Source organism: Flavobacterium ovatum (genome assembly GCF_040703125.1).
Taxonomy (GTDB): Bacteria; Bacteroidota; Bacteroidia; order Flavobacteriales; family Flavobacteriaceae; genus Flavobacterium; species Flavobacterium ovatum.
Window position 1 is genome coordinate 1,203,080 of record NZ_CP160035.1, and the last position, 21,270, is coordinate 1,224,349.

General features: G+C 34.6%; 20 protein-coding genes. 7 read left to right on the forward strand and 13 right to left on the reverse strand.

The features are described from left to right. Nucleotides 1-31: 31 nt before the first annotated feature. The 5 genes from ABZP37_RS05160 to aspS all read right to left on the reverse strand — a co-directional run bounded on the left by ABZP37_RS05160 (nt 32) and on the right by aspS (nt 3,860). The gene (locus ABZP37_RS05160) at nt 32-553 is read right to left on the reverse strand and encodes an NADH-quinone oxidoreductase subunit C (protein WP_366186197.1); all 522 of its coding nucleotides are present in this window, start codon (nt 551-553) and stop codon (nt 32-34) included. A 2-nt stretch (nt 554-555) separates the two neighbouring features. Further along, complete coding sequence (locus ABZP37_RS05165; RefSeq protein ID WP_366186199.1) at nt 556-1,104, reverse strand: NADH-quinone oxidoreductase subunit B; 549 nt, start codon at nt 1,102-1,104, stop codon at nt 556-558. 102 nt (nt 1,105-1,206) lie between these two features. After that, on the reverse strand, nt 1,207-1,572 hold the full coding sequence (locus ABZP37_RS05170) for an NADH-quinone oxidoreductase subunit A (protein ID WP_366186200.1): 366 nt from the start codon (nt 1,570-1,572) through the stop codon (nt 1,207-1,209). A gap of 230 nt (nt 1,573-1,802) precedes the next feature. Beyond that, nucleotides 1,803-1,997 carry a cold-shock protein gene (locus ABZP37_RS05175; protein ID WP_108739554.1) on the reverse strand — a complete coding sequence of 65 codons (195 nt, stop codon included), beginning with the start codon at nt 1,995-1,997 and terminating at the stop codon, nt 1,803-1,805. Between the two features lie 108 nt (nt 1,998-2,105). Beyond that, nucleotides 2,106-3,860: an aspartate--tRNA ligase gene (aspS, locus tag ABZP37_RS05180; protein WP_366186202.1), complete on the reverse strand. Its 1,755-nt coding sequence runs from the start codon at nt 3,858-3,860 to the stop codon at nt 2,106-2,108. A gap of 221 nt (nt 3,861-4,081) precedes the next feature. Here aspS and ABZP37_RS05185 point away from each other — a divergent pair, with 221 nt between their 5' ends. Next, nucleotides 4,082-4,429, forward strand: a complete 348-nt coding sequence (locus ABZP37_RS05185) for a membrane-binding protein (RefSeq protein ID WP_366186204.1) — start codon at nt 4,082-4,084, stop codon at nt 4,427-4,429. Nucleotides 4,430-4,611: 182 nt separating this feature from the next. Beyond that, nucleotides 4,612-4,959: a membrane-binding protein gene (locus tag ABZP37_RS05190; protein ID WP_366186206.1), complete on the forward strand. Its 348-nt coding sequence runs from the start codon at nt 4,612-4,614 to the stop codon at nt 4,957-4,959. A 91-nt stretch (nt 4,960-5,050) separates the two neighbouring features. Here the strand turns inward: ABZP37_RS05190 and ABZP37_RS05195 are convergent, their stop codons facing one another. The 5 genes from ABZP37_RS05195 to ABZP37_RS05215 are packed head-to-tail and all read right to left on the reverse strand — an operon-like array spanning nt 5,051 to nt 12,191. Further along, nucleotides 5,051-8,518 (reverse strand): efflux RND transporter permease subunit, encoded by a 3,468-nt coding sequence (locus ABZP37_RS05195; protein WP_366186208.1) that lies wholly within the window; start codon nt 8,516-8,518, stop codon nt 5,051-5,053. Nucleotides 8,519-8,525: 7 nt separating this feature from the next. Continuing rightward, complete coding sequence (locus ABZP37_RS05200) at nt 8,526-9,689, reverse strand: efflux RND transporter periplasmic adaptor subunit (protein WP_366186209.1); 1,164 nt, start codon at nt 9,687-9,689, stop codon at nt 8,526-8,528. A gap of 26 nt (nt 9,690-9,715) precedes the next feature. Further along, nucleotides 9,716-11,062, reverse strand: a complete 1,347-nt coding sequence (locus tag ABZP37_RS05205; protein ID WP_366186211.1) for a TolC family protein — start codon at nt 11,060-11,062, stop codon at nt 9,716-9,718. Next, on the reverse strand, nt 11,059-11,655 hold the full coding sequence (locus ABZP37_RS05210) for a TetR/AcrR family transcriptional regulator (protein WP_366186213.1): 597 nt from the start codon (nt 11,653-11,655) through the stop codon (nt 11,059-11,061). Before ABZP37_RS05210 ends, ABZP37_RS05205 begins: the two co-directional genes overlap by 4 nt. Before the next feature lie 14 nt (nt 11,656-11,669). Further along, nucleotides 11,670-12,191, reverse strand: a complete 522-nt coding sequence (locus ABZP37_RS05215) for a YceI family protein (protein WP_366186215.1) — start codon at nt 12,189-12,191, stop codon at nt 11,670-11,672. 189 nt (nt 12,192-12,380) lie between these two features. Here ABZP37_RS05215 and ABZP37_RS05220 point away from each other — a divergent pair, with 189 nt between their 5' ends. From ABZP37_RS05220 to ABZP37_RS05230, 3 genes are read left to right on the forward strand one after another with little or no spacing between them, the layout of a single operon-like run. Continuing rightward, nucleotides 12,381-13,355 (forward strand): polyprenyl synthetase family protein, encoded by a 975-nt coding sequence (locus tag ABZP37_RS05220; protein ID WP_366186217.1) that lies wholly within the window; start codon nt 12,381-12,383, stop codon nt 13,353-13,355. Between the two features lie 18 nt (nt 13,356-13,373). Further along, entirely contained in the window at nt 13,374-14,099 is a 726-nt protein-coding gene (locus ABZP37_RS05225; protein ID WP_366186218.1) for a hypothetical protein, read from the forward strand. A gap of 6 nt (nt 14,100-14,105) precedes the next feature. Continuing rightward, on the forward strand, nt 14,106-14,462 hold the full coding sequence (locus tag ABZP37_RS05230; RefSeq protein WP_366186220.1) for a hypothetical protein: 357 nt from the start codon (nt 14,106-14,108) through the stop codon (nt 14,460-14,462). A 99-nt stretch (nt 14,463-14,561) separates the two neighbouring features. Here ABZP37_RS05230 and ABZP37_RS05235 read toward each other — a convergent pair whose 3' ends face one another. Both ABZP37_RS05235 and ABZP37_RS05240 read right to left on the reverse strand, forming a co-directional pair. After that, entirely contained in the window at nt 14,562-15,176 is a 615-nt protein-coding gene (locus tag ABZP37_RS05235; RefSeq protein WP_366186222.1) for a hypothetical protein, read from the reverse strand. 395 nt (nt 15,177-15,571) lie between these two features. Next, on the reverse strand, nt 15,572-16,117 hold the full coding sequence (locus ABZP37_RS05240) for a hypothetical protein (RefSeq protein WP_366186224.1): 546 nt from the start codon (nt 16,115-16,117) through the stop codon (nt 15,572-15,574). 118 nt (nt 16,118-16,235) lie between these two features. Between ABZP37_RS05240 and ABZP37_RS05245 the strand changes: the two genes are divergently transcribed. Further along, a complete protein-coding gene (locus ABZP37_RS05245; protein ID WP_366186226.1) occupies nt 16,236-19,019 on the forward strand; it encodes a 2-oxoglutarate dehydrogenase E1 component in 2,784 nt (927 codons plus the stop codon). Nucleotides 19,020-19,194: 175 nt separating this feature from the next. After that, complete coding sequence (gene odhB, locus ABZP37_RS05250; RefSeq protein WP_366186228.1) at nt 19,195-20,418, forward strand: 2-oxoglutarate dehydrogenase complex dihydrolipoyllysine-residue succinyltransferase; 1,224 nt, start codon at nt 19,195-19,197, stop codon at nt 20,416-20,418. Between the two features lie 108 nt (nt 20,419-20,526). On the opposite strand, the gene ABZP37_RS05255 is transcribed toward odhB, so the two are convergent. Then, nucleotides 20,527-21,225 carry an ATP-binding cassette domain-containing protein gene (locus tag ABZP37_RS05255; protein WP_108739539.1) on the reverse strand — a complete coding sequence of 233 codons (699 nt, stop codon included), beginning with the start codon at nt 21,223-21,225 and terminating at the stop codon, nt 20,527-20,529. Nucleotides 21,226-21,270: the final 45 nt, after the last annotated feature.

A 21,270-nucleotide genomic window follows, 5' to 3' on the forward strand; every position in this document is an offset into this window, starting at 1 on the left:
AGTATGTGAAAAATTATATTTTTTGTATTTTCTAGCTATTGCTAGCGGTTCTTCCAAAGAAACGATCGTCCTTATCTGTACGTCCGCCATCTTCTAATGGGAATTCTTTTCGCATCGGAAAGGAAACCATTTCATCCATGTTTAAGATTCTCTTTAATTGTGGATGCCCAACAAAGTTTACACCGTAAAAATCATAAGTTTCCCTTTCCATCCAGTTTGCGGAAGGGAAGATAGTGCTTATTGTTTTTATTTCTGGAGTTTGTCCGTTGATGAAGGCTTTGATTCTGATTCTAGTATTCTCATACCAGTTATGCATATGATACACGATTACCATTTGTCTGTCTGCTTCGTTTTCTGGATAATGCACACCGCATAAATCCGTTAAGAAGTTAAAACGTAATTCGGGATCATTTTTTAAGAAAAGTATAATGGCACTTATTTTATCTGCAGGAACTTCTACGGATAATATGTCTCTTTCTTGTTTGAAAATAAAAAGAATATCGCTAAAAGTAGCTGATATTTTATCTTGAATTTGAGCTGTTTCTAATGCCATTTTTATTTGATATTGTATGAAGCTAATAATTCTTGGTATTCCGGTGAACTTCTACGTCTCACAGATTCTGATCTTACTAATTCTTGTAATTTCATTACTCCATCAACAATTTGTTCTGGTCTTGGTGGACATCCTGGTACATAAACGTCCACTGGAATTACTTTGTCAATACCTTGTAAAACTGAGTAAGTGTCAAAAATCCCACCTGATGAAGCGCAAGCGCCAACAGCAATTACCCAACGAGGTTCTGCCATTTGCTCATATACTTGACGTAGAATAGGTCCCATTTTTTTAGAAATAGTTCCCATTACCATCAACATATCTGCTTGACGAGGAGAAAAACTCACGCGTTCAGAGCCAAATCGTGCTAAATCATAGTGAGAGGCCATCGTTGCCATAAATTCAATTCCACAACAAGAAGTTGCGAAGGGTAAAGGCCAAAGAGAGTTTGCTCTTGCTAGTCCTACCACATCATTCAATTTAGTAGCGAAAAAACCTTCTCCAACAACGCCTTCTGGTGGCGCAACCATCTTTGTATTAGAATCGCTCATTTTGTAAAAGTTATGAGTTATGAGTTGTGAATTCTTAACTTTATATTTTATCTAAAAAATTTAGAATAATTGTAAAAATTTATTTCCCCTTTGGGGTTGGGGTTATTCCCAGTCTAATGCTTTTTTCTTGATGATGTAGAAAAAACCTACCAAGAGTAAAAGCATAAAAATTACCATTTTAATCAGTCCTTCGATTCCTAATTCCTTAAAATTAATCGCCCATGGATATAGAAAAATTACCTCTACATCAAATAATACAAACAAAATGGCTACCAAGAAATACTTTACTGAAAACGGAATACGGGCATTTCCTACGGATTCTATTCCGCACTCAAAATTTCTGTCTTTTATTTCAGACCTTCTCTTTGGTCCTAATTTTCCAGAAACAATTATGGTTCCAACTACAAACCCTACTGCTAGTAGGCATTGCATCAATATTGGAATGTAATTTAATTGGTCAGTTAGCATGTTTTTTGTTATAATATTGTTACGTAGCTACAAAGATATAATTCGAACAAGTAAATCACAACATAATTTTAATAATAAGTTATAATATTTTCTTAAATATTTACAATCTAAATAATGTGATATTGTAATAAAACAGCGGTTATTTTACTTTTATTGTAAAAAAAAAGACGTTCCAACATATGTTGGAACGTCTTTAAACATTCTTTGGTAATAAAAACTAATTTTTATTCTTAGATAACTGCTACTTGAGCTGCAACCTTTCCTTTTCTTCCTTCTTCTTCTTCGTAACTTACTCTGTCACCTTCGCGTAATTCTTCCGCGTTGATTCCTGAAGCGTGAACGAAAATGTCTTTTCCTGTTTCTTCGTCTGTAATGAATCCGTAACCTTTAGACTCATTGAAAAATTTAACTGTACCTGTACGCATTGTAATAGTAATAATAATTTATAATGAGGCAAATGTAATATTTAATATAATACGAATACTAAATTTGTTTGTTTTTTTGTAAAAATAATTGATTTTCAGCGTTTTCGCTTATTTTTTTACATTTAAATTAATATGTAACTCGTTTAATTGTGAACTATCAATTGCTGATGGAGCATCAATCATAACGTCTCTTCCTGAATTATTTTTTGGGAAAGCAATAAAATCTCTGATAGTTTCTTGTCCACCTAAAATAGCAACCAGACGATCCAAACCAAATGCCAAACCTCCGTGTGGTGGTGCTCCAAATTGGAATGCATCCATTAGGAAGCCAAATTGTGCTTTAGCTTCTTCTTCGGTGAAACCTAAATATTTAAACATTAATTGTTGTGTTTCTTTATCGTGAATACGTATTGAACCACCTCCAATTTCATTTCCGTTCAATACCATATCATAAGCATTGGCACGCACTGTTCCTGGGTCAGTTTCCAGCAAATGCATGTCTTCTGGCTTTGGTGAAGTAAATGGGTGGTGCATGGCATGATAACGACCACTTTCTTCGTCAAATTCTAATAAAGGGAAATCAACTACCCATAAAGGTGCGAATTCCTCTGGTTTTCTTAATCCTAAGCGAGTTGCTAATTCCATTCTTAGTGCAGAAAGTTGTGTTCTAGTTTTGTTTGCTGGTCCAGACAATACAAATATCATGTCTCCTGCTACTGCACCAGTTATTTTTGCCCAATTGGCTAAATCGGCTTGGTCGTAAAATTTATCCACGGATGATTTGTACGTTCCGTCTTCGTTGCATTTTGCATACACCATTCCAGATGCACCCACTTGAGGACGTTTAACCCAGTCAATTAAAGCATCGATTTCTTTTCTTGTATAGCTTCCTGCTCCTGGAACTGCAATTCCTACTACTAATTCAGCAGCGTTGAAAACTGGGAATTCTTTGTGTTGCGCAAATTCGTTCAATTCCCCAAACTCCATTCCGAAACGAATGTCTGGTTTGTCGTTACCGTAGGTTTTCATCGCGTGCTCATACGTCATACGAGGGAATTTATCTACTTCAACACCTTTTATTTCTTTTAGTAAGTGACGTGTTAGGCCTTCAAAAATATTCAAAATATCTTCTTGATCTACAAATGCCATTTCGCAGTCAATTTGCGTGAATTCCGGTTGTCTGTCTGCACGTAAGTCTTCGTCACGAAAACATTTCACAATTTGGAAATATTTATCCATTCCACCGATCATCAATAATTGTTTGAAGGTTTGTGGTGATTGTGGCAATGCATAAAACTGTCCTTCGTTCATACGGGAAGGAACTACAAAATCTCTAGCTCCCTCAGGAGTAGATTTGATTAAGTAAGGCGTTTCTACTTCGCAGAAATCTAAATCAGAAAGGTACTTACGCACTTCCATAGAAACTTTGTGACGGAATAACAAACTGTTTTTCACAGGGTTTCTTCTAATATCTAAGTATCTGTATTTCATCCGGATGTCTTCACCACCGTCCGTTTCATCTTCAATAGTGAAGGGAGGAGTTAAAGCTGTATTAAGGATGTTTAATTCTGTAACTAAAATTTCGATTTCACCCGTTGGAATGTTTTTGTTTTTAGCTTCACGCTCAATTACGGTACCTTTTACTTGAATGACAAATTCACGACCTAAGGTTTTTGCTAATTCAAAAACAGTTTTTTCAGTACGACCTTCGTCAAAAATAAGTTGAGTGATACCGTAACGGTCTCTTAAATCAACCCAGTTCATAAAACCTTTGTCTCTAGATTTTTGTACCCAACCTGCTAAGGTTACTTCCGTATTTATGTGTGATGCGTTCAGTTCGCCGCAATTATGACTTCTATACATATCAAAAATTTTATATTATTTCGCCGTTTTAGGCTCGTCTGCAAATTTAGGACTAATTATGAAGAATGGATTCAGAATTTTAATTTTTTGTTCAGGTTTTCATTTTCAGTTCTTTTTCCAATGTTAAGTTTTTACCAATGTTACCAAATTGTTATTAAATTGTTTTTTTAATGTAAAATCTAACTGTATCTTTGTAGTATTAACCACTAAAACTTATAAAAATGAAAAAATATATAATAATTACACTAATGTTAGTTTCGGGAATATTATTCTCTCAAAATATTCAACCTAAGTTGGAAGCCGTAAATAAGATGGTGAAAGCTACTTATTATCATGATAATGGGGGAGTTATGCAAGAAGGATTCTTTAAAAACGGGAAACTTCAAGGTGAATGGATTTCCTATGATGAGACAGGGAATAAAACGGCAATTGCCAATTATGATCAAGGAAAAAAAGTAGGTAAGTGGTTTCACTGGAACCGTAGTTCTTTGAATGAAGTTGATTATTCAAATAATAGAATTGCTTCTGTGAAAAACTGGAAAAGAGAGGCTATTGCTGATGATAACTAATAGATTAGAGAATTCTATTTAAATGAGTAAGGCTTTCGGATTATTTTCGAGAGCCTTTTTTTATGAAAAAAAACATTCCAATGTTAAGCTTTTAACAATGTTATTAAATTGTTACCAAATTGTTTTTTTAATGTAAATAATGTTTTTACATTTGATAAACAAACCATTAAAACTTTTACACCATGAAAAAATATATCATTTTAGGAGCAATGTTAATTTCAGGAATGTTATTTGCTAATGAAGGAAAACCAAAATTAGAAATAGCAACAAACAATACTGTTGTAGCTACTTACTATTATGATAATGGTCAAATTCAACAAAAAGGAGCTTTTAAAGAAGGAAAGCTTCATGGAGAATGGGTTTCATATGATGTAAATGGCAAAAAAGTCGCTATAGCTGAATATAATAATGGACAGAAAGTAGGGAAGTGGTTCCTTTGGAGTGAAGAAGCGTTAAATGAAGTTGATTTTTTGGATAATAAAATTGTAGCCGTTAAAAACTGGAAAACTGAAAATTTATTAAATAATTAATATTTAAAATATTATTTTAAAACTGATTTTATAAGAGACATAAAAAAAACCATTCGAAAGAATGGTTTTTTTTATGTCTCTTAGTTGTTAATTATTTTTTCTTTTTAGCATTTTTCCAAAGTTTAAGTAGATTGACTAAGTAATATAGAACAGGAACTACAATTAAAGTAAGGAAGGTGGCGAATACCAATCCAAAAATTACTGTCCACGCTAATGGTCCCCAGAAAATTACGTTATCACCTCCAATATAAATCTTCGGGTCAAATGTGCTAAACAGAGAGAAGAAATCAATATTAAATCCAATCGCTAGTGGAATCAAACCTAAGACAGTGGTTATTGCTGTCAATAATACAGGTCTCAATCTGGCTTTTCCTCCAGTTACGATAGCTTCAAAAATATATTCTTTAGCTAAGATGGTATCTTGCGGTACGTTCAATTCTTCTTTTTTACGGCTTAATAATAATTCCGTATAATCCAGCAGTACCACCCCGTTATTCACCACAATACCTGCGAGGGAGATAATTCCCATCATAGTCATCATAATAACGAAAGGCCATCCGGTTACCATTAATCCTAAGAATACTCCAATGAAACTTAAAAATACAGCTACCATGATAATAGCTGGTTTTGAAATCGAGTTAAATTGGAATACTAAGATTAACATAATTAACCCCAATCCAGTAAACAAGGCTCCCATTAAGAAAGACATTTGTTTGTTTTGCTCCTCAATTTGTCCTGTAAAATCAAATTTCACTGTTTTTGGTGCGTCAAAATCAGCCATTTCCGCTTGAATTTGAGTTACAACTGCTCCGGCATCTGTAAATCCAGGTGATAAAGCAGAGTATAATACTACCACACGGTTCAAGTCTCTATGTTTGATAGCACTAAAAGAAGAACTGTTTTTTTGAGAGGCTACTGTTGACAATGGAATCTCTTTGATTTGGCCTGAAGCCATATCTCTAAAAGTGATGTTTTGATTGAAAAGCGTACTTTGGTTATAACGGTTTTCATCATTAAAACGAACATTAATGTCGTAATCTTCACCGTCAACTTTGTAAACTCCTGCTTTTTCTCCAAAAACAGATCGCCTTAATTGATTGCCAACTTGTCCAGCAGACACTCCCATTTCACCTGCTTTTTGACGGTCAACTATAACTTTCATGGCAGGTTTACCTTTGTTGACATCTACTTTTAATTCATCAATACCAAGGATATTTCTACCGTTTAAGAAATCTTTCATCTTTTCGGCAGTTACAATCAGTTCGGTATAATCATTTCCTTTTATTTCGATGTTTATCGGATAACCAGCAGGAGGACCAGCAGCATCTTTTTCGACAGAAATAGAAACACCGGGATAGATGTCTTTTAGTGCTGCTTGTACTTTTAATCGCATTTGCTCTGAATCTCTACCGTTACGAAATTTGTATTCTCGCATCGAAACCTTTATTTTTGCTTTGTGTGGCATCTCTGCTGTAGAACCACCATCGGTTTGCGGATTTCCCGCTCCCTCACCAACTTGAGATACAGCAGACTCTGACAAATAGTTAGTACCATCTGCTTCGTTGATGTATTCCTTAGAATCCAAAACAGCATAGACTCGTTTTTCGATATCCTTGGTTAGTTGGTTTGTTTTTTCGATATCGGTTCCTTGTGGGTATTCGATATAGATAATAATTTGTTTTGGTTTGTTGTCTGGGAAAAATTCTACTTTCGTACGTCCACTTCCAACACTCCATCCAAAATAGGTAATTAGGACAGCAAAGAATAGAAAAAACATTCCTACCACAACGATATATGGTGTTTTACCAGATAAAAAGAATTTTAACCATCTCTCATAACCGTTTTCTAATTTAGTCAAGGTATTTTGTTGAAAGTTCAATGTATGGCCTTTGATGACATATTTGTACAACCAGAACATTCCAGCAGTAAATATCATTAAGGAACCTAAACCACGAACGGTACCTCCAAAAATAAGAATCAGCGTTCCAAATCCACCTAAAATAATCGTTAAGCGAATGAGTTGTTTTTTACTTAATACTTTGTCTTTGATATCCATAAATTGGGATACCAACACAGAGTTGAAAAAGATAGCAACAAATAAGGATGAACCTAGAACTACCGAAAGTGTTATGGGGAAATAGATCATAAACTGCCCCATAACTCCTGGCCATAAACCAAGTGGCACGAATGCAGCAACTGTTGTTAGGGTTGAAACTATAATTGGTACGGCAATTTCTCCAATACCTACTTTGGCAGCGTCGACCTTGTTCATGCCTTCATCTTCCATGAGTCGATAGACGTTTTCGACAACTACAATTCCGTTGTCTACCAGCATTCCGAGTCCCATGATCAGACCAAATAGAATCATGGTATTCATGGTGTAGCCCAAGGCGTTCAAGATCATGAACGATAAGAACATCGACATCGGAATCGCAAAACCGACGAAAAGGGCATTCCTGAAACCAAGGAAGAACATCAATACTCCGACAACTAGTATTATTCCGAAAATAATATTGTTTACCAAATCATCTACTTGATTCAATGTTTTTGAAGAGGAATCATTTGATAATGTTACGCTCAGGTCTTGTGGTAAATAGTTTTCTTTTGAATCGGCTAGAATCGTTTTAATTTTTTCAGCCGCTTCAATCATGTTTTTTCCTGCTCGTTTTTTGACATCAAGCATTACAACACTTTTGCCAAACTCACGGGCATAAGTAGTTTTGTCAACATTTTTGAAGCTAATTTGAGCGACATCTTTAAGGTAAACAGGGCCTTGTTCATTTTTAACAACAAAATTTTCTAGATCAGTAGGCTTTTCAATTTCCCCTTTAATACTTATGGTTCTTCTTTGTCCACTAGAAATAATATTTCCAGCTGACATGGTTACATTTCCATTGCGAACGGCATTGATTATATCATCAAAACTTACTCTTGAAGCCGACATTTTGAAAATATCAACAGCAATTTCAATTTCTTTTTCTTGAGCACCACGAATATCTACTTGCTTAATTTCTGAAAGACCTTCAATTTCATCTTTCAAATATTCACCAAATTCTTTTAATTTCTCAATTGGATAATCTCCAGAAAGATTAATGTTTAAGATTGGAATTTCCTCAGAAAGGTTTAAATCAAATACATTGGGTTCTACTTTTACACCATTAAAAGTAGGCCAGTCTTCGTTTGATTTTTTAGCATCAACTTTGTCTTTTACTTTTTGTTTAGCGTCTTCAACTGCAATTTTCTCGTCAAATTCAACGGTAATAATTCCATAATCTTCTTGAGAAGTGGAAGTTACTTTAATAACGTTACTGACGTTTTTGATGTCCTCTTCTAAAGGGTCTATAATCAATCGTTCGATATCTTCAGCAGTATTTCCTGGGTAAACCGTACTGATGTAAATTTTGGTTTCCTTAATCTCAGGAAAATCTTCTCTTGGCATGGCATAATAAGCCGAAATTCCCAAAATGAAGAACAAAGCCATGATGACATAGACCGTCATTTTATTGTCAACGGCCAACGAAGAGAATTTAAATTCTTTATGCTTGATTGGTTTGTTCATGTTTTTGTTATTTTGTTATAGACACAACTTGTCCGTCTTTTACGCTTCTTGCTCCTTCTTTGATAATCAAATCACCATCACTGATACCTTCCAAGATTTCAATATAATCGCCTTGTGATTTTCCAGTTTTGATTATTACTTTTTTAGCTCTAGTTTGATTTTTCTCTCCGCTTTTCTCAACAATATAAAGGTATTGTTCTCCTTCAGAATTTTCGGAGATAATGCTCATTGGAACCGTTACAACACTCTTGTTCGAATAATCATTTATATTCAATTTAGAAGATAAGTTGGGTTTGATTAATCCTGATTTATTAGGTACTTGAACTTGAACTTTGAAAGAACGATTGGCTGGATTGATGTTGTTGTTTACCAATGTAATATTGGTTTTAATCGTTTCATTTAACATTGGAAAATTTACAATTACCTCGGTTCCACGTTTAATCGTGTTAATGTGTTTTTCAGGAACATCAGCTTCAAGGTACATATTGCCAAGATTGATGATTCTTAAAATTGGAGTTCCAGGTCCTACAACAGTTCCTTTTTCTGAAATAATTTCGTCAATTACACCAGAGAATGGTGCTTGAATCACAGTTTTAGCAATTTGTTTTTTTAATTGTTGCACTGCTTTGTTTTGACCTTCATAAGTAGATTTAGCTTGCAAAAACTGAATTTCAGAACCGATTTTTTGATCCCAAAGATTTTTTTGTCTTTCAAACGTAGTTTTGGCTAAAGTAGCTTGAATTTCTAATTGGGATAATTGTTGTGTCAATCCACCATCATCTACTCTTCCTAAAGTTTGTCCTTTAGAAACTCGTTGTCCTTCTTTAACAGAAAGTTGTTCCAATATTCCGCCAAGTTGTGCATTAACGATTAAGTTCTCTTTGGTTTGAACTTCGGCTTGTAGCTCAAGATAGTGTCGGAATACTGTGTCCTTTGCCGTAATAGTAGTGATCAGTGTTTCTTTATGATTTTCATCGACTAGACTAATAGCGTCATCTATTTTTTTTAATTCTTTAGAAAGTTCATCTGCTGATTTTACAATTTCAGTGCGTTTTAATCGCAATTGTTCTAGATTTCCAGATTCGATTATCGCTTCGGTTGAGTTCTTTTTGTCGCCTCCACATGAGAGTAGTACGATTGAAAACACGGTTAATAAAATAGTTTTTTTCATGATATATCTGTCTTTATTGCTGATTTTTATTTATTGTTTAATTTTTCTAAGCTTGCTTTTTTGTTGATAATATTGATCATTGATTGCAGGTAATTTTGTTGAGTCGTGTACAACTGTCTTTGTGCTTCACTGAAATCAAAACTAGAAGACAATCCTTCTTTGAATTTAATTTGTTGCTTTTTCTCTATTCTTTCCGCTAGAGCCAAATTATTTTTGGCTGTTGCCAATTCTTCTACGCCAAAATCAAATTCGCTTTTAGCATTAGCATATTGTAATTTTAGTTTTTGGTCCGTTTCGTTTAATTGTGTTTTAGCTTGTTCAACTGCGATTTTAGCTTGTTGTGTTTTAGCACGGAAGGCAAAACTGCTGAAAATAGGTACAGATAATCGCACTCCTAAATTGGAGTAATTTAACCACTTTTGATTCGATGAGAAAAAATTGAATTCATTGGCAAAAGAGTTGTATCCAAAGTTTACATTCGCTGCTAGGGTAGGCAAGGATTTACTCCTTTCTAGTTTGTATTCTAACTCTCTTTGTTTTTGAAAATTGGTTGCTATTTGATAATCAATGTTGTCATTACTATTAAACTGATCTAAAGTTAAAGCAACTCCCATACTAGTACTTGTAAGGTTTTCAAGTTTGTCTGTTACAATAAGCTGGTCGTTAATTTCGATTCCTAAAGTAATTTTTAGCATTTTGTATGCAATATCAAGTAATCGCGTTGTGTTGTTTAAATTACTATTTACAGATGCTAAAGTGATTTGTAGTTGTTCTACATTTTCTTCTTCGATCAAACCATTTTTGAAAGTTTCTTTAGTGTCTGATAAAGTTTTGCTTAAAGTATTTTTGTTTTTATTTAAGATAGCAATACTTTCTTGTGCCAAAAGGACATTACCGTAGGCGTTGATCACCATTTCCTTTACTTCGATGTCTGTTTTTATTTTAGCATTTTCGTAGTATTGTAAGTAAGTTTTTGAAGCTTGTAAAGCCACAATATAGGAACCGTCAAATAACAACTGACTTAAAGTTGCTGCGGCATTCATATTATGTTTGGTCCCAAAAGCAAAGGTTGAAATAGTGCCTTCATCACCTCCAAATGGCCCTCCACCAGTAACCCCTTGTTGTTGAAGAGAGAAATTGTTTGAGTAGTCAACTGTTCCATTTATTTGTGGTAAACCGGCAGCGGTAGTTTCCCATTTTTTTTGTCTTGCCACTTCTATATCCCGTCCAGAATTGATAACAGAATAGTTGTGCTCCAAAGCGTGAATGATCGCTTGTTCTAAACTATAGGAATAGGTTTTCCCTGTTTCCTGTGCATTTGCAATGGATGCTATTATTAAAATAGAGGTTAGTAGTATGTTCTTCTTTATCATAAAGTATGGTTTTCTAATTGTTTTTCAAGTACTGTTATTCCTTTTGCTGTTGCCATCGCACGGGTATGGTATTCAAGTGCTCTGAGTTCTAATCTTTTTGCTTCTTTTTCAGAACTCGTATTTTCATTGATGCTGAATATCAAAGTGTAATAAAACTTTACGTAATCCTCAATGTCTAAATCTTCTCTATACAGTCCTGAAGCTATTCCTTTCTCAATATTTTGTCTAAAACATTTGCTACATTCATTGATTTCAATAGATAATACCTCGGCATATATTTCAGGATAATGTTTTTTTAATTGATAAATAGGTGAGGTGTCATTGGATTGAAACATATCACTGAACATTTTTCTAATTTCAAAATTTTCTGTGATGGCATTATCGTTTTTGGTTGTAATGGATTCAATGATTTGATGCACTTCTTTGTGAACATGAGCCGTGCTTTCCTTGATAAGTGCTTCTTTGTTACAAAAATATTTATAAATTGTTTTTTTTGAAATGCACATTTCACAGGCGATATCGTCCATGGTAATGCTTTTAAAACCTAGTTTTAGGAAAAGTTCACTTGCTTTTTTTATTATTTTCTCCTTCATTATCATTTCTGTGTTTATGCTGTAAATTCTAAATTTGCTTCAATATGTAAATCTTGTCCAAGCATGATTCCGTCTTTTTGAAAAATGGAATTGGTTTTTAAATCAAAATCATTTCTATTGATGATTCCTTTTACTTCAAAAGAGGCTTTTCGGACACCGTTATAGAAATTATATCCTAAAAATGTAGTGTCTAACTCAATTACTTTTGTGATGTTTTTTACAGTCAGATTTCCTTTTAAGAAGTTGATGTTTTTATTAACTTTCTGGAAGGAAGTTGATTTGAAGTTAATTATAGGATATGCTTCTGTCTCAATGAAATCATTGATTTTTAAATAAGTATCTATTTGTTCCAGTGTGTTTTCCTTATTATTCACATCTAATGAAAATTCAATACATGCATTTTCAATGATGTCGTCTTTGATGTCTACATTACCTTTGAATTTATTAGTAGTTCCCGCGATATAAGCGATTATCGAATGTTTTATTTTTATTAACACATCCGATTGTTCTGAATCTATAGTCCATTTTGTTGGCATACTAGATGTTTTTTAATTAAATGACTAACTGCGAGCTGATTTAAGTTGTGAATTCTGGTGCAAATGTATGAAGGAAACTTTAGACACCAAAATAGTTTCCAGTGTTTTTTTTGTTTTTTTTGACATTTCATTAGTATCGTGGGTTTGTAATCCAGTGGGATTACTGTAAATTAGCCGAAAATTATTTTTATGCATTCTATTTTACAGTATCAAGAGTTTTTTATTAATTATTTAGAAAATCAATCTATTGATAAAGAACCAAGAAATCTTTACGAACCTATACAATATATAGTAAGTTTAGGAGGGAAAAGAATGCGACCTGTTTTAACTTTAATGGCGGCTGAGGTTTTTAATACAAATTACCATAAAGCACTTCCAGCGGCAATGGCGGTTGAGGTTTTTCATAATTTCTCATTAGTACATGATGATATTATGGATGATGCACCTTTGCGCAGAGGGAACCAAACGGTTCATGAAAAATGGAATGTTAATACAGGAATACTTTCTGGTGATGCCATGTTAATTCTTGCCTATCAATATTTTGAGAAATACGAACCGATCATTTTTAGAGATCTGGCGAAATTGTTTAGCAAAACAGCACTAGAAGTTTGTGAAGGACAACAATGGGATGTTGATTTTGAAGAACGTACTGATGTAACGATTCCTCAATACTTAAAAATGATTGAGTATAAAACTGCTGTTTTAGTAGCTGCTGCCATGAAAATGGGCGCTATTATTGCGGAAACTACTACTGTAAATGCCGAATTGATTTATGAATTTGGACTCAATTTAGGTTTGGCTTTTCAGTTGCAAGATGATTATTTAGATGCTTTTGGGAATCCAGAAACTTTTGGTAAACAAGTAGGTGGTGACATTATTGAAAATAAAAAAACGTATTTGTACCTCAAAGCAATGGCATTTGCCAATCCTGAGGATAAAGTTGCACTTTCGCAATTGTTTGCCAGTCAATTGGAAGATAGTACGGAGAAAATTGAAGAGGTGAAAGCTATTTTTATTCGTTCAGGAGCTGATGCATTGACACAAGATGCTATTGAAGAATATACCTTGAAAGCATTTGCTACTTTGGATAAAATGGACGTAGAAACAGCTAAGAAAGAAGTTTTAAGAGTGTTTGGTGAAAACCTAATGAGGAGAAAAGCATAATTCAATTAGTTATATTTAATGAATAAAATAGTAACGGCTTTGGTTAATGAAGGCAGATATTCTAATGCAAAAATACAATTAGTTTATGCGTTGTGTTTTCCATTTTTTACTATTTTGGCGTTAGGAATAGATTCGGTTTCTTTTGCGGATCAGTATTTTGATGGTAGGCAGATAACCAATGTTTTGGGTCTGATCTATTTTGCAGGTTTTTATTTGGCTTCCAAAACTCATTTACGAAAATTGATGTTGGTGATGGTTGGGCTTTCTTATATAGGAGAGCTTATCTTTTGCAAACTACTTGGTATGTATGAGTATCGCACCCCAATGATTCCTTTGTATGTGCCTTTTGGTCACGCCATAGTTTATGCTTCGGGCTTTGTATATGCTAATACAGTTTGGTCTTTTGAGAAAGAATTGCATTTAAGAAAGTACTTTCTCCTATTTTTTGCCTTTTTGTTTTTAGGTGTTGGGCTCTTTCTTAAGGATTATTTTTCATTGTTATCTGGGATCTTATTTTTTTGGCTTTTAAAAAGAAAACGTTGGCAGAATTTATATTGTTTTATCGCGTTTTGCGTTATATTTATTGAGTTGGTTGGGACTTATTTCAAATGTTGGGCTTGGGTTCCAAATGTGTTTGGATACATTCCTACTTCAAACCCTCCTATGGGAGCCGTCTTTTTCTATGCAGGTGGTGATGTTTTGCTAGCCAAAATTGTAAAGGCTTGGGATAATAAAAAAAAATAAAGTAAAATGAATTTCATTGCTCCAATATCGGTTGATTTATTGCTCCAAGAAGCAGAACAAGAATCCTTGTATCTTTCTTTGGTAGAACAAATTAATAAAGATTTTAATTTGGCTAATGAAGGAATTGATTTCCCTAAAAGCATAATGCCTGAAGAACTCAAAATTCAGTTGCACGAAAAAATCTACCGCATGATTCAGTATAAATTTGCTGAGTATTTGAATCTTCTATATATTATTGATGTTTCCGAAAAACAAATCAAAGCCCTTGATGGTTCGGATTTAGTAGTTTTAGCAGAGCAAGTGGCGTTCTTGATTCTGAAAAGAGAATGGCAAAAAGTGTGGTTTAGGAATAAGTACCGATAAGATGTTTATTCTCTTGTCTTTTGTAAGTCTTATAAATAACAAAACCGCTAAGATTTAGCGGCTTTTATGTATATCAATAAAGGCTTAATTTTTATTTGTTTAAAAATTAGAACTACGAATTTCAAAAGTTCCAGAATAATTCCCTATGATTACATCTCCAGAGCTAGAGGTCATTTGATAAGTACAGTTTATAGTTCCTGTTCCTGCAATAGTATCGATAGTAATGGCATTGATTGTAACCGTTCCGATTCCACCTGTTGGCATTTGAAACAGATTGGCTCCTGTATAACTAGGTTGTCCGTAAGATAATCCGCCACTTACGAAGGGATCATCAAAGTTTACTATGTTATTCAATACTTCGGTGTCATCAGTGTCCAAAGTGTGTGTGCCAACACCAACTGGCGCCATAGAAAACCCGGATGAAATGGGAACAGGTACATTCTCAATATACAAAACAGCCGCTTGTGTCATCGTTGTTTGCACAGCTACTTTGGATGGTGTTTCTTGAATTAAAGGTGCGTTTGAAAAGGTTAAGAAATACCTATTGTTTAAAGCGGAACCTTCGTCATATATTAAATAGGCATGTGGTGTTGCAAAATCGGTAGCGTTGACGGTGAAGTTATTGGACATTGGTGTTACTACAGGCTCATCCTCTGTGCAAGAAAATAATAGGCTTGATAATAAAAATAGTTGTAATAGTTTGATCGTTTTCATCTTGTTTGTTTGAGTGTTATATTACTATATAAACAAGCAATGAAAATTGTTACCCTATTTTTTTTGTAAATATTAAAATAAAAAACGAAAATATAGCTGTTCACTATAGGAACTGTTGACAAAATGAAAAATTATCTTTCTTTATCGATAATCATATATTTTGTAGAAAGCAAGCGACTAATATTATAATAGTACTGTGGTTCTTATAAACCAAAAATGTATTTGGGATGCAATATTTTGTAAATAGCCCCAACAGAAATGGAAAGCCTATACACGGAAAAAGCTAGTTTTTTGTAGTGCTAGCAGAGCGACTGAAAGAAGCTCCTGCTAGCGCATACAAAAATAGCTTGAGACGGATATAGCTTGTAGTGTATGGTGGGAAATAGCTCCTAATCCTAAAAATAAAACCGAATAAAAGGCATGAAGGCATCGCTATAAGCTCGGTTGTTTTGTTTGAATAAAACATTGTAGCGAACACCAATAGTTGCGTTGCCGCTTCGGTAACCTGCACCTAGGAATAATCCAGTATTCCAGAAATCATCAGTAAAATTATTAGGCGAAATTCCGGTTACATTGACGCGAAGTTGTTCTAATTCTACTGAAAGTTGAACCTCTGGTAAGGGGTTGAATAAAGTGATTAAGCTGCCTCCATAAAGATTGGAAGTGTAAGAGTTTTTGAGTTTTGCGTAGGTATACTGTGCGCCTAATCCTACGGAAAAGTATTGATTGACATTGTAAATTGCAGATGGAGCCACTGAAATATCAGTATATCCAGAGCCAATACTGAGTCCTAATCCGCCTCCAAATTGAACTTTATCCCAAAAATTATTTGAAGAATCAGAATATCTATTTTGAAATTGTGCACTCAACGAAAAACTAACAAAAAGCGAGGTTAAAATTAAATAAAGGTTTAAAAAGTGAGAAAGGTGATTATTTTTCATGGTTTTATAGTTTTTTTTAACAAATCTATATGTAAAAGTACTTAAAAAATAGATTCAGATATAATGGATTATTGTATTTTTGCGTAACTATTTAACAAAAAGTATATTCACTAACATTATGGATAGGTTTTCATTTTTAAACGCAGCACATACCGAATTTTTCGCACAATTATACGATCAATATTTAGAGAATCCAGATAGCGTAGAGCCTAGCTGGAGAAGTTTCTTTCAAGGTTTTGACTTTGGAATGGAAACTTATAATGAGGAAAATCCAGTTCAGTATAGTAATCAATCGTCTTCTGTAGCGTCATCTTCTGTAGATAGCAGTAAGATTTCGGAGCAACTTCAAAAGGAATTCAAAGTTTTGAAATTGATTGAAGGCTACCGCACTAGAGGTCATTTGTTTACTAAAACAAATCCAGTAAGAGAACGTAGATCTTTTACTCCAACATTGGATTTAGAAACTTTTGGACTTTCATCAGCCGACTTAAGTACGGTTTTTGATGCGGCCAAGTTATTAGGCCTGCAACCTTCGTCTTTGTCACAAATCATTAATCACTTAACTAAAGTATATTGTCAGCACATTGGGGTTGAGTACACGTATATTCGTAAACCAGAAATTGTTTCTTGGATTCAAGATAAATTGAGTATAAACGAAAATCAACCTACGTTTACTGTTGCTGAGAAAAAAAGAATTTTGAGCAAATTGAACCAAGCGGTTTCTTTTGAGAATTTCTTGCATACTAAATATGTAGGTCAAAAACGTTTCTCTCTCGAAGGAGGAGAAACTATTATTCCAGCTTTGGATGCTTTGATCGAAAGAGCAGCTGAACAAGGGGTAGAGCAGTTTGTAATGGGAATGGCACACCGTGGTCGTTTGAATGTTTTGGCTAATATTTTCGGGAAATCGACTCAAGACATTTTTGGGGAATTTGACGGAAAAGATTATGATCAAGAATATTTTGACGGTGACGTGAAATACCATTTAGGGGTTACGGCTGATAAAATTACACGTTCTGGAAAAAATATCAACATCAATTTGGCTCCAAATCCTTCGCACCTTGAAACAGTTGGTGCTGTAATTGAAGGGATCACTAGAGCAAAACAAGATAAATATTTTGAAGATGATTTCTCTAAAGTTTTACCCATTGCCGTTCACGGTGATGCTGCAATTGCAGGTCAAGGTATTCTTTATGAAATCATTCAAATGGCACAATTAGAGGGTTATAAAACTGGTGGGACGATCCATATTGTAATCAATAATCAAGTTGGTTTTACAACTAACTACTTAGATGCACGTTCGTCAACGTATTGTACGGATGTGGCTAAAGTAACTTTGTCGCCCGTGTTACACGTGAATGCAGATGATGCAGAATCTGTAGTACATGCTATGCAGTTTGCATTAGACTTTAGAATGCAGTTTGGGCGAGATGTTTTTATTGACTTGTTAGGATATAGAAAATACGGTCATAATGAAGGTGATGAGCCTCGTTTTACACAACCGTTACTGTATAAAATTATTGCGAAGCATAGTAATCCAAGAGAGATTTATGCAGAGAAATTATTATCAGAAGGTGTTATCGACGCTAATTTGGTAAAAACTATCGAGAAAGAATATAAAGACGACTTAGATCACAATTTAGAGGCTTCTCGTAAAAAAGAATTGACAGTGATCACTCCATTTATAAGTAATGAATGGGAAGGTTTTGAGCAAGTTTCTACTGAGGGTATGCTTGCAAAAGTAGATACTGCTTATTCTAAAGAAGGATTAACTGAGGTAGCTAATGCAGTTTGTAATTTGCCAGCTGATAAAAAATTCATCAGCAAAATTCAGAAGTTAATCAATGATAGAAAAACAATGTTTTTCGAAACTAATAAGTTGGACTGGGGAATGGCAGAGCATTTAGCTTATGGTTCATTACTTCAAGAAGGATTTAGTGTTCGTATTTCGGGGCAAGATGTAGAGCGTGGTACGTTCTCACACCGTCATGCTGTGGTAAAAGTAGAAGACTCTGAAGAGAAAGTTACACTTATTAGGAATTTGGAGAATGCTAAAGGGAAATTTTATATTTTCAATTCTTTCTTGTCTGAGTATGGAGTTTTAGGTTTTGATTATGGTTATGCTTTGGCAAATCCAAAAACCTTAACAATCTGGGAAGCACAATTTGGAGATTTCTCTAATGGAGCTCAGATTATGATTGACCAATACATCTCTTGTGGGGAGGATAAATGGAATACCCAAAATGGAATAGTATTGTTATTGCCACACGGGTATGAAGGTCAAGGTGCGGAGCACTCTTCAGCGCGTATGGAACGTTACTTGCAATTATGTGCGCGTCACAATATGTACGTGGCAGATTGTACTACTCCAGCTAACTTTTTCCACTTGTTGAGAAGACAAATGAAAACGACTTTCCGTAAGCCTCTTGTAGTGTTTACTCCTAAGAGTTTGTTGCGTGATCCAAGATGTACGTCTCCTGTTGAAGACTTTACTTCGGGAAGTTTTCAAGAAACGATTGATGATAATGAGGTAAATAAAAAAGAAGTAAAATCATTGGTTTTCTGTACCGGTAAGTTCTACTTTGATATTACTGCCGAAAGAGAAAATAATGGACGTAAAGATGTTGCGGTTGTTCGTATCGAACAATTATTCCCATTACCTGTGGAGCAGTTAAAAGCAATTATAGCACAATATCCAAATGTTGAAGATTATGTTTGGGCACAAGAAGAGCCTAAAAACATGGGTGCTTACGCGTATATGTTGGTTAACTTTGATTTAGTAAAATGGAGATTAGCTTCATTAAAAGCATATTCTGCACCAGCATCAGGAAGTTACACAAGAGCAAAACGTCGTCATGCGGATGCAATCAAAATGGTATTTGATAAAACATTATTTAGGTAAAAATTAGGAGCTATTTCCTGCTGTCCGCTGTATCTTTTATCCTGAACTCGTTTCAGGATCCTGAAACAAGTTCAGGATAAAAGGATGCCGCTACCATCAGGGCTAGGGACAATTGCAAATAATAAAGATTTATAATTAAAAGAAAATTAAAATTCATAATTTAAAATATAAGGACATGATTTTAGAAATGAAAGTTCCATCACCAGGGGAATCTATAAAAGAAGTTGAAATCGCCACTTGGTTAGTACAAGATGGAGATTATGTTGAAAAAGATCAAGCGATTGCTGAAGTAGATTCAGATAAAGCGACATTAGAATTACCTGCAGAAGCAAGTGGTATCATTACCCTAAAAGCAGAAGAAGGTGATGCGGTAGCAGTAGGTTCAGTTGTTTGTCATATTGATACAGCAGCGGCTAAACCATCTGGTTCTTCGGAAGCTTCTGTAGTAGCAACTCCAGTGGCTGAAGCACCAAAAGCAGCAGCAGCACCAGTAGTACCAGCAACACCGGCAGCGACTTATGCTACAGGAACTCCTTCGCCAGCAGCTAAAAAAATTTTAGAAGAAAAAAATATTGCACCAGCATCTGTTTCAGGAACTGGTAAAGCAGGTAGGATTACTAAAGATGATGCTGTAAATGCAGTGCCGTCAATGGGAACTCCTACAGGTGGTAGTCGTGGTCAAGAGCGTACTAAATTATCAATGTTGCGTCGTAAAGTAGCAGAGCGTTTAGTAGCTGCAAAAAACGAAACAGCGATGTTGACTACTTTTAACGAAGTAAACATGACGGCTATCAACAATATCCGTAACGAATACAAAGATACTTTCAAAGCGAAACATGGTGGTGTCGGTCTTGGATATATGTCTTTCTTTACCAAAGCGGTAACTAGAGCATTGCAATTATATCCAGACGTTAACTCTATGATGGACGGTGATCACAAAATTGCTTTTGATTTCTGTGATATCTCTATCGCGGTTTCAGGACCCAAAGGTTTGATGGTTCCTGTAGTTCGTAATGCTGAGAATTTATCTTTCCGTGGTGTGGAAGCTGAAATCAAAAGATTGGCTATCAAAGCACGTGACGGACAAATTACTGTTGATGACATGACAGGTGGTACATTTACAATCACAAACGGTGGGGTATTTGGAAGTATGTTATCAACTCCAATTATCAACCCTCCTCAGTCGGGAATCTTAGGTATGCACAATATTATTGAGCGTCCTATTGCTGTAAATGGTAAAGTTGAAATTCACCCAATGATGTATGTGGCACTTTCTTATGATCACAGAATTATTGATGGTAAAGAATCTGTTGGTTTTTTAGTGGCTATTAAAGAAGCACTAGAAAACCCATTAGAATTACTATTGGAAAACAATCCTAAAAAAGCATTGGAACTATAATTCAATACTTTTAAACAATAAAAAATCCCAAATTCATTTGATTGAATTTGGGATTTTTTATTGGGATGAATTAGTAATTGGTATTTATTAGTAAAGTTGATTCTTTGTTTATAGTTTAATACTATCAATAATTTGAGCTTTATTTTCTTCTGTAATTCTTCCGTTTTTGGTGATTTCTCCACCTTGGAGGAAATAATAGGAGTGTGATAAATCAAGTGCAAAGCCAACAAATTGTTCGACTAAAAGAACAGATACATTCAATTCTGAGGTGACTTTTTGAAGGATTCTTCCAATCTCTTGTACTACGTTGGGTTGAATACCTTCTGCAGGTTCGTCTAGTAAAATCATTTTGGGTTCTATGACAAGCATTCTAGCGATGGCCAATTGTTGTTGTTGTCCACCACTTAACATTCCGCCTTTTCGTTTACTAATTCCCTTTAGGTCGGGAAAGTAATCGTATCCGATTTCGAGTGCTTTTTTTAAGTTCATTTTTCGCACTTCGCATCCCAATAAAAGATTTTCTTCAACAGTTAAGTACGGGAAAATCATTCTACCTTGTGGAACGTATCCAATGCCTAATTGAGATATGGCTTCCGAATCAAAATTAGTAATATCTGTGCCGTCAAAAATAATTTCTCCAGACTTAGAGGGTAATAGTCCCATGATTCCTTTAAGAAGCGTGGTTTTTCCCGCTCCATTGCTTCCTATAATTGAGCAAATTTCGTTCTTGGGAATGGTTATATTGATGTCGTGAATGGCTGAGGTTTCTGAAGAATATCCAGCGGTCAAGTTTTTTATTTCAAACATATTTATTGAATTATGTGGATGTATTATAAGGAGAACATTCGAAAA

Bases quoted from the DNA above. Each gene is read 5' to 3' on its own strand.
- ABZP37_RS05160 (WP_366186197.1), bottom strand. From the start codon at position 553: ATGGCATTAGAAACAGCTCAAATTCAAGATAAAATATCAGCTACTTTT.
- ABZP37_RS05165 (WP_366186199.1), bottom strand. From the start codon at position 1,104: ATGAGCGATTCTAATACAAAGATGGTTGCGCCACCAGAAGGCGTTGTT.
- ABZP37_RS05170 (WP_366186200.1), bottom strand. From the start codon at position 1,572: ATGCTAACTGACCAATTAAATTACATTCCAATATTGATGCAATGCCTA.
- ABZP37_RS05175 (WP_108739554.1), bottom strand. From the start codon at position 1,997: ATGCGTACAGGTACAGTTAAATTTTTCAATGAGTCTAAAGGTTACGGA.
- aspS (WP_366186202.1), bottom strand. From the start codon at position 3,860: ATGTATAGAAGTCATAATTGCGGCGAACTGAACGCATCACACATAAAT.
- ABZP37_RS05185 (WP_366186204.1), top strand. From the start codon at position 4,082: ATGAAAAAATATATAATAATTACACTAATGTTAGTTTCGGGAATATTA.
- ABZP37_RS05190 (WP_366186206.1), top strand. From the start codon at position 4,612: ATGAAAAAATATATCATTTTAGGAGCAATGTTAATTTCAGGAATGTTA.
- ABZP37_RS05195 (WP_366186208.1), bottom strand. From the start codon at position 8,518: ATGAACAAACCAATCAAGCATAAAGAATTTAAATTCTCTTCGTTGGCC.
- ABZP37_RS05200 (WP_366186209.1), bottom strand. From the start codon at position 9,689: ATGAAAAAAACTATTTTATTAACCGTGTTTTCAATCGTACTACTCTCA.
- ABZP37_RS05205 (WP_366186211.1), bottom strand. From the start codon at position 11,062: ATGATAAAGAAGAACATACTACTAACCTCTATTTTAATAATAGCATCC.
- ABZP37_RS05210 (WP_366186213.1), bottom strand. From the start codon at position 11,655: ATGAAGGAGAAAATAATAAAAAAAGCAAGTGAACTTTTCCTAAAACTA.
- ABZP37_RS05215 (WP_366186215.1), bottom strand. From the start codon at position 12,191: ATGCCAACAAAATGGACTATAGATTCAGAACAATCGGATGTGTTAATA.
- ABZP37_RS05220 (WP_366186217.1), top strand. From the start codon at position 12,381: ATGCATTCTATTTTACAGTATCAAGAGTTTTTTATTAATTATTTAGAA.
- ABZP37_RS05225 (WP_366186218.1), top strand. From the start codon at position 13,374: ATGAATAAAATAGTAACGGCTTTGGTTAATGAAGGCAGATATTCTAAT.
- ABZP37_RS05230 (WP_366186220.1), top strand. From the start codon at position 14,106: ATGAATTTCATTGCTCCAATATCGGTTGATTTATTGCTCCAAGAAGCA.
- ABZP37_RS05235 (WP_366186222.1), bottom strand. From the start codon at position 15,176: ATGAAAACGATCAAACTATTACAACTATTTTTATTATCAAGCCTATTA.
- ABZP37_RS05240 (WP_366186224.1), bottom strand. From the start codon at position 16,117: ATGAAAAATAATCACCTTTCTCACTTTTTAAACCTTTATTTAATTTTA.
- ABZP37_RS05245 (WP_366186226.1), top strand. From the start codon at position 16,236: ATGGATAGGTTTTCATTTTTAAACGCAGCACATACCGAATTTTTCGCA.
- odhB (WP_366186228.1), top strand. From the start codon at position 19,195: ATGATTTTAGAAATGAAAGTTCCATCACCAGGGGAATCTATAAAAGAA.
- ABZP37_RS05255 (WP_108739539.1), bottom strand. From the start codon at position 21,225: ATGTTTGAAATAAAAAACTTGACCGCTGGATATTCTTCAGAAACCTCA.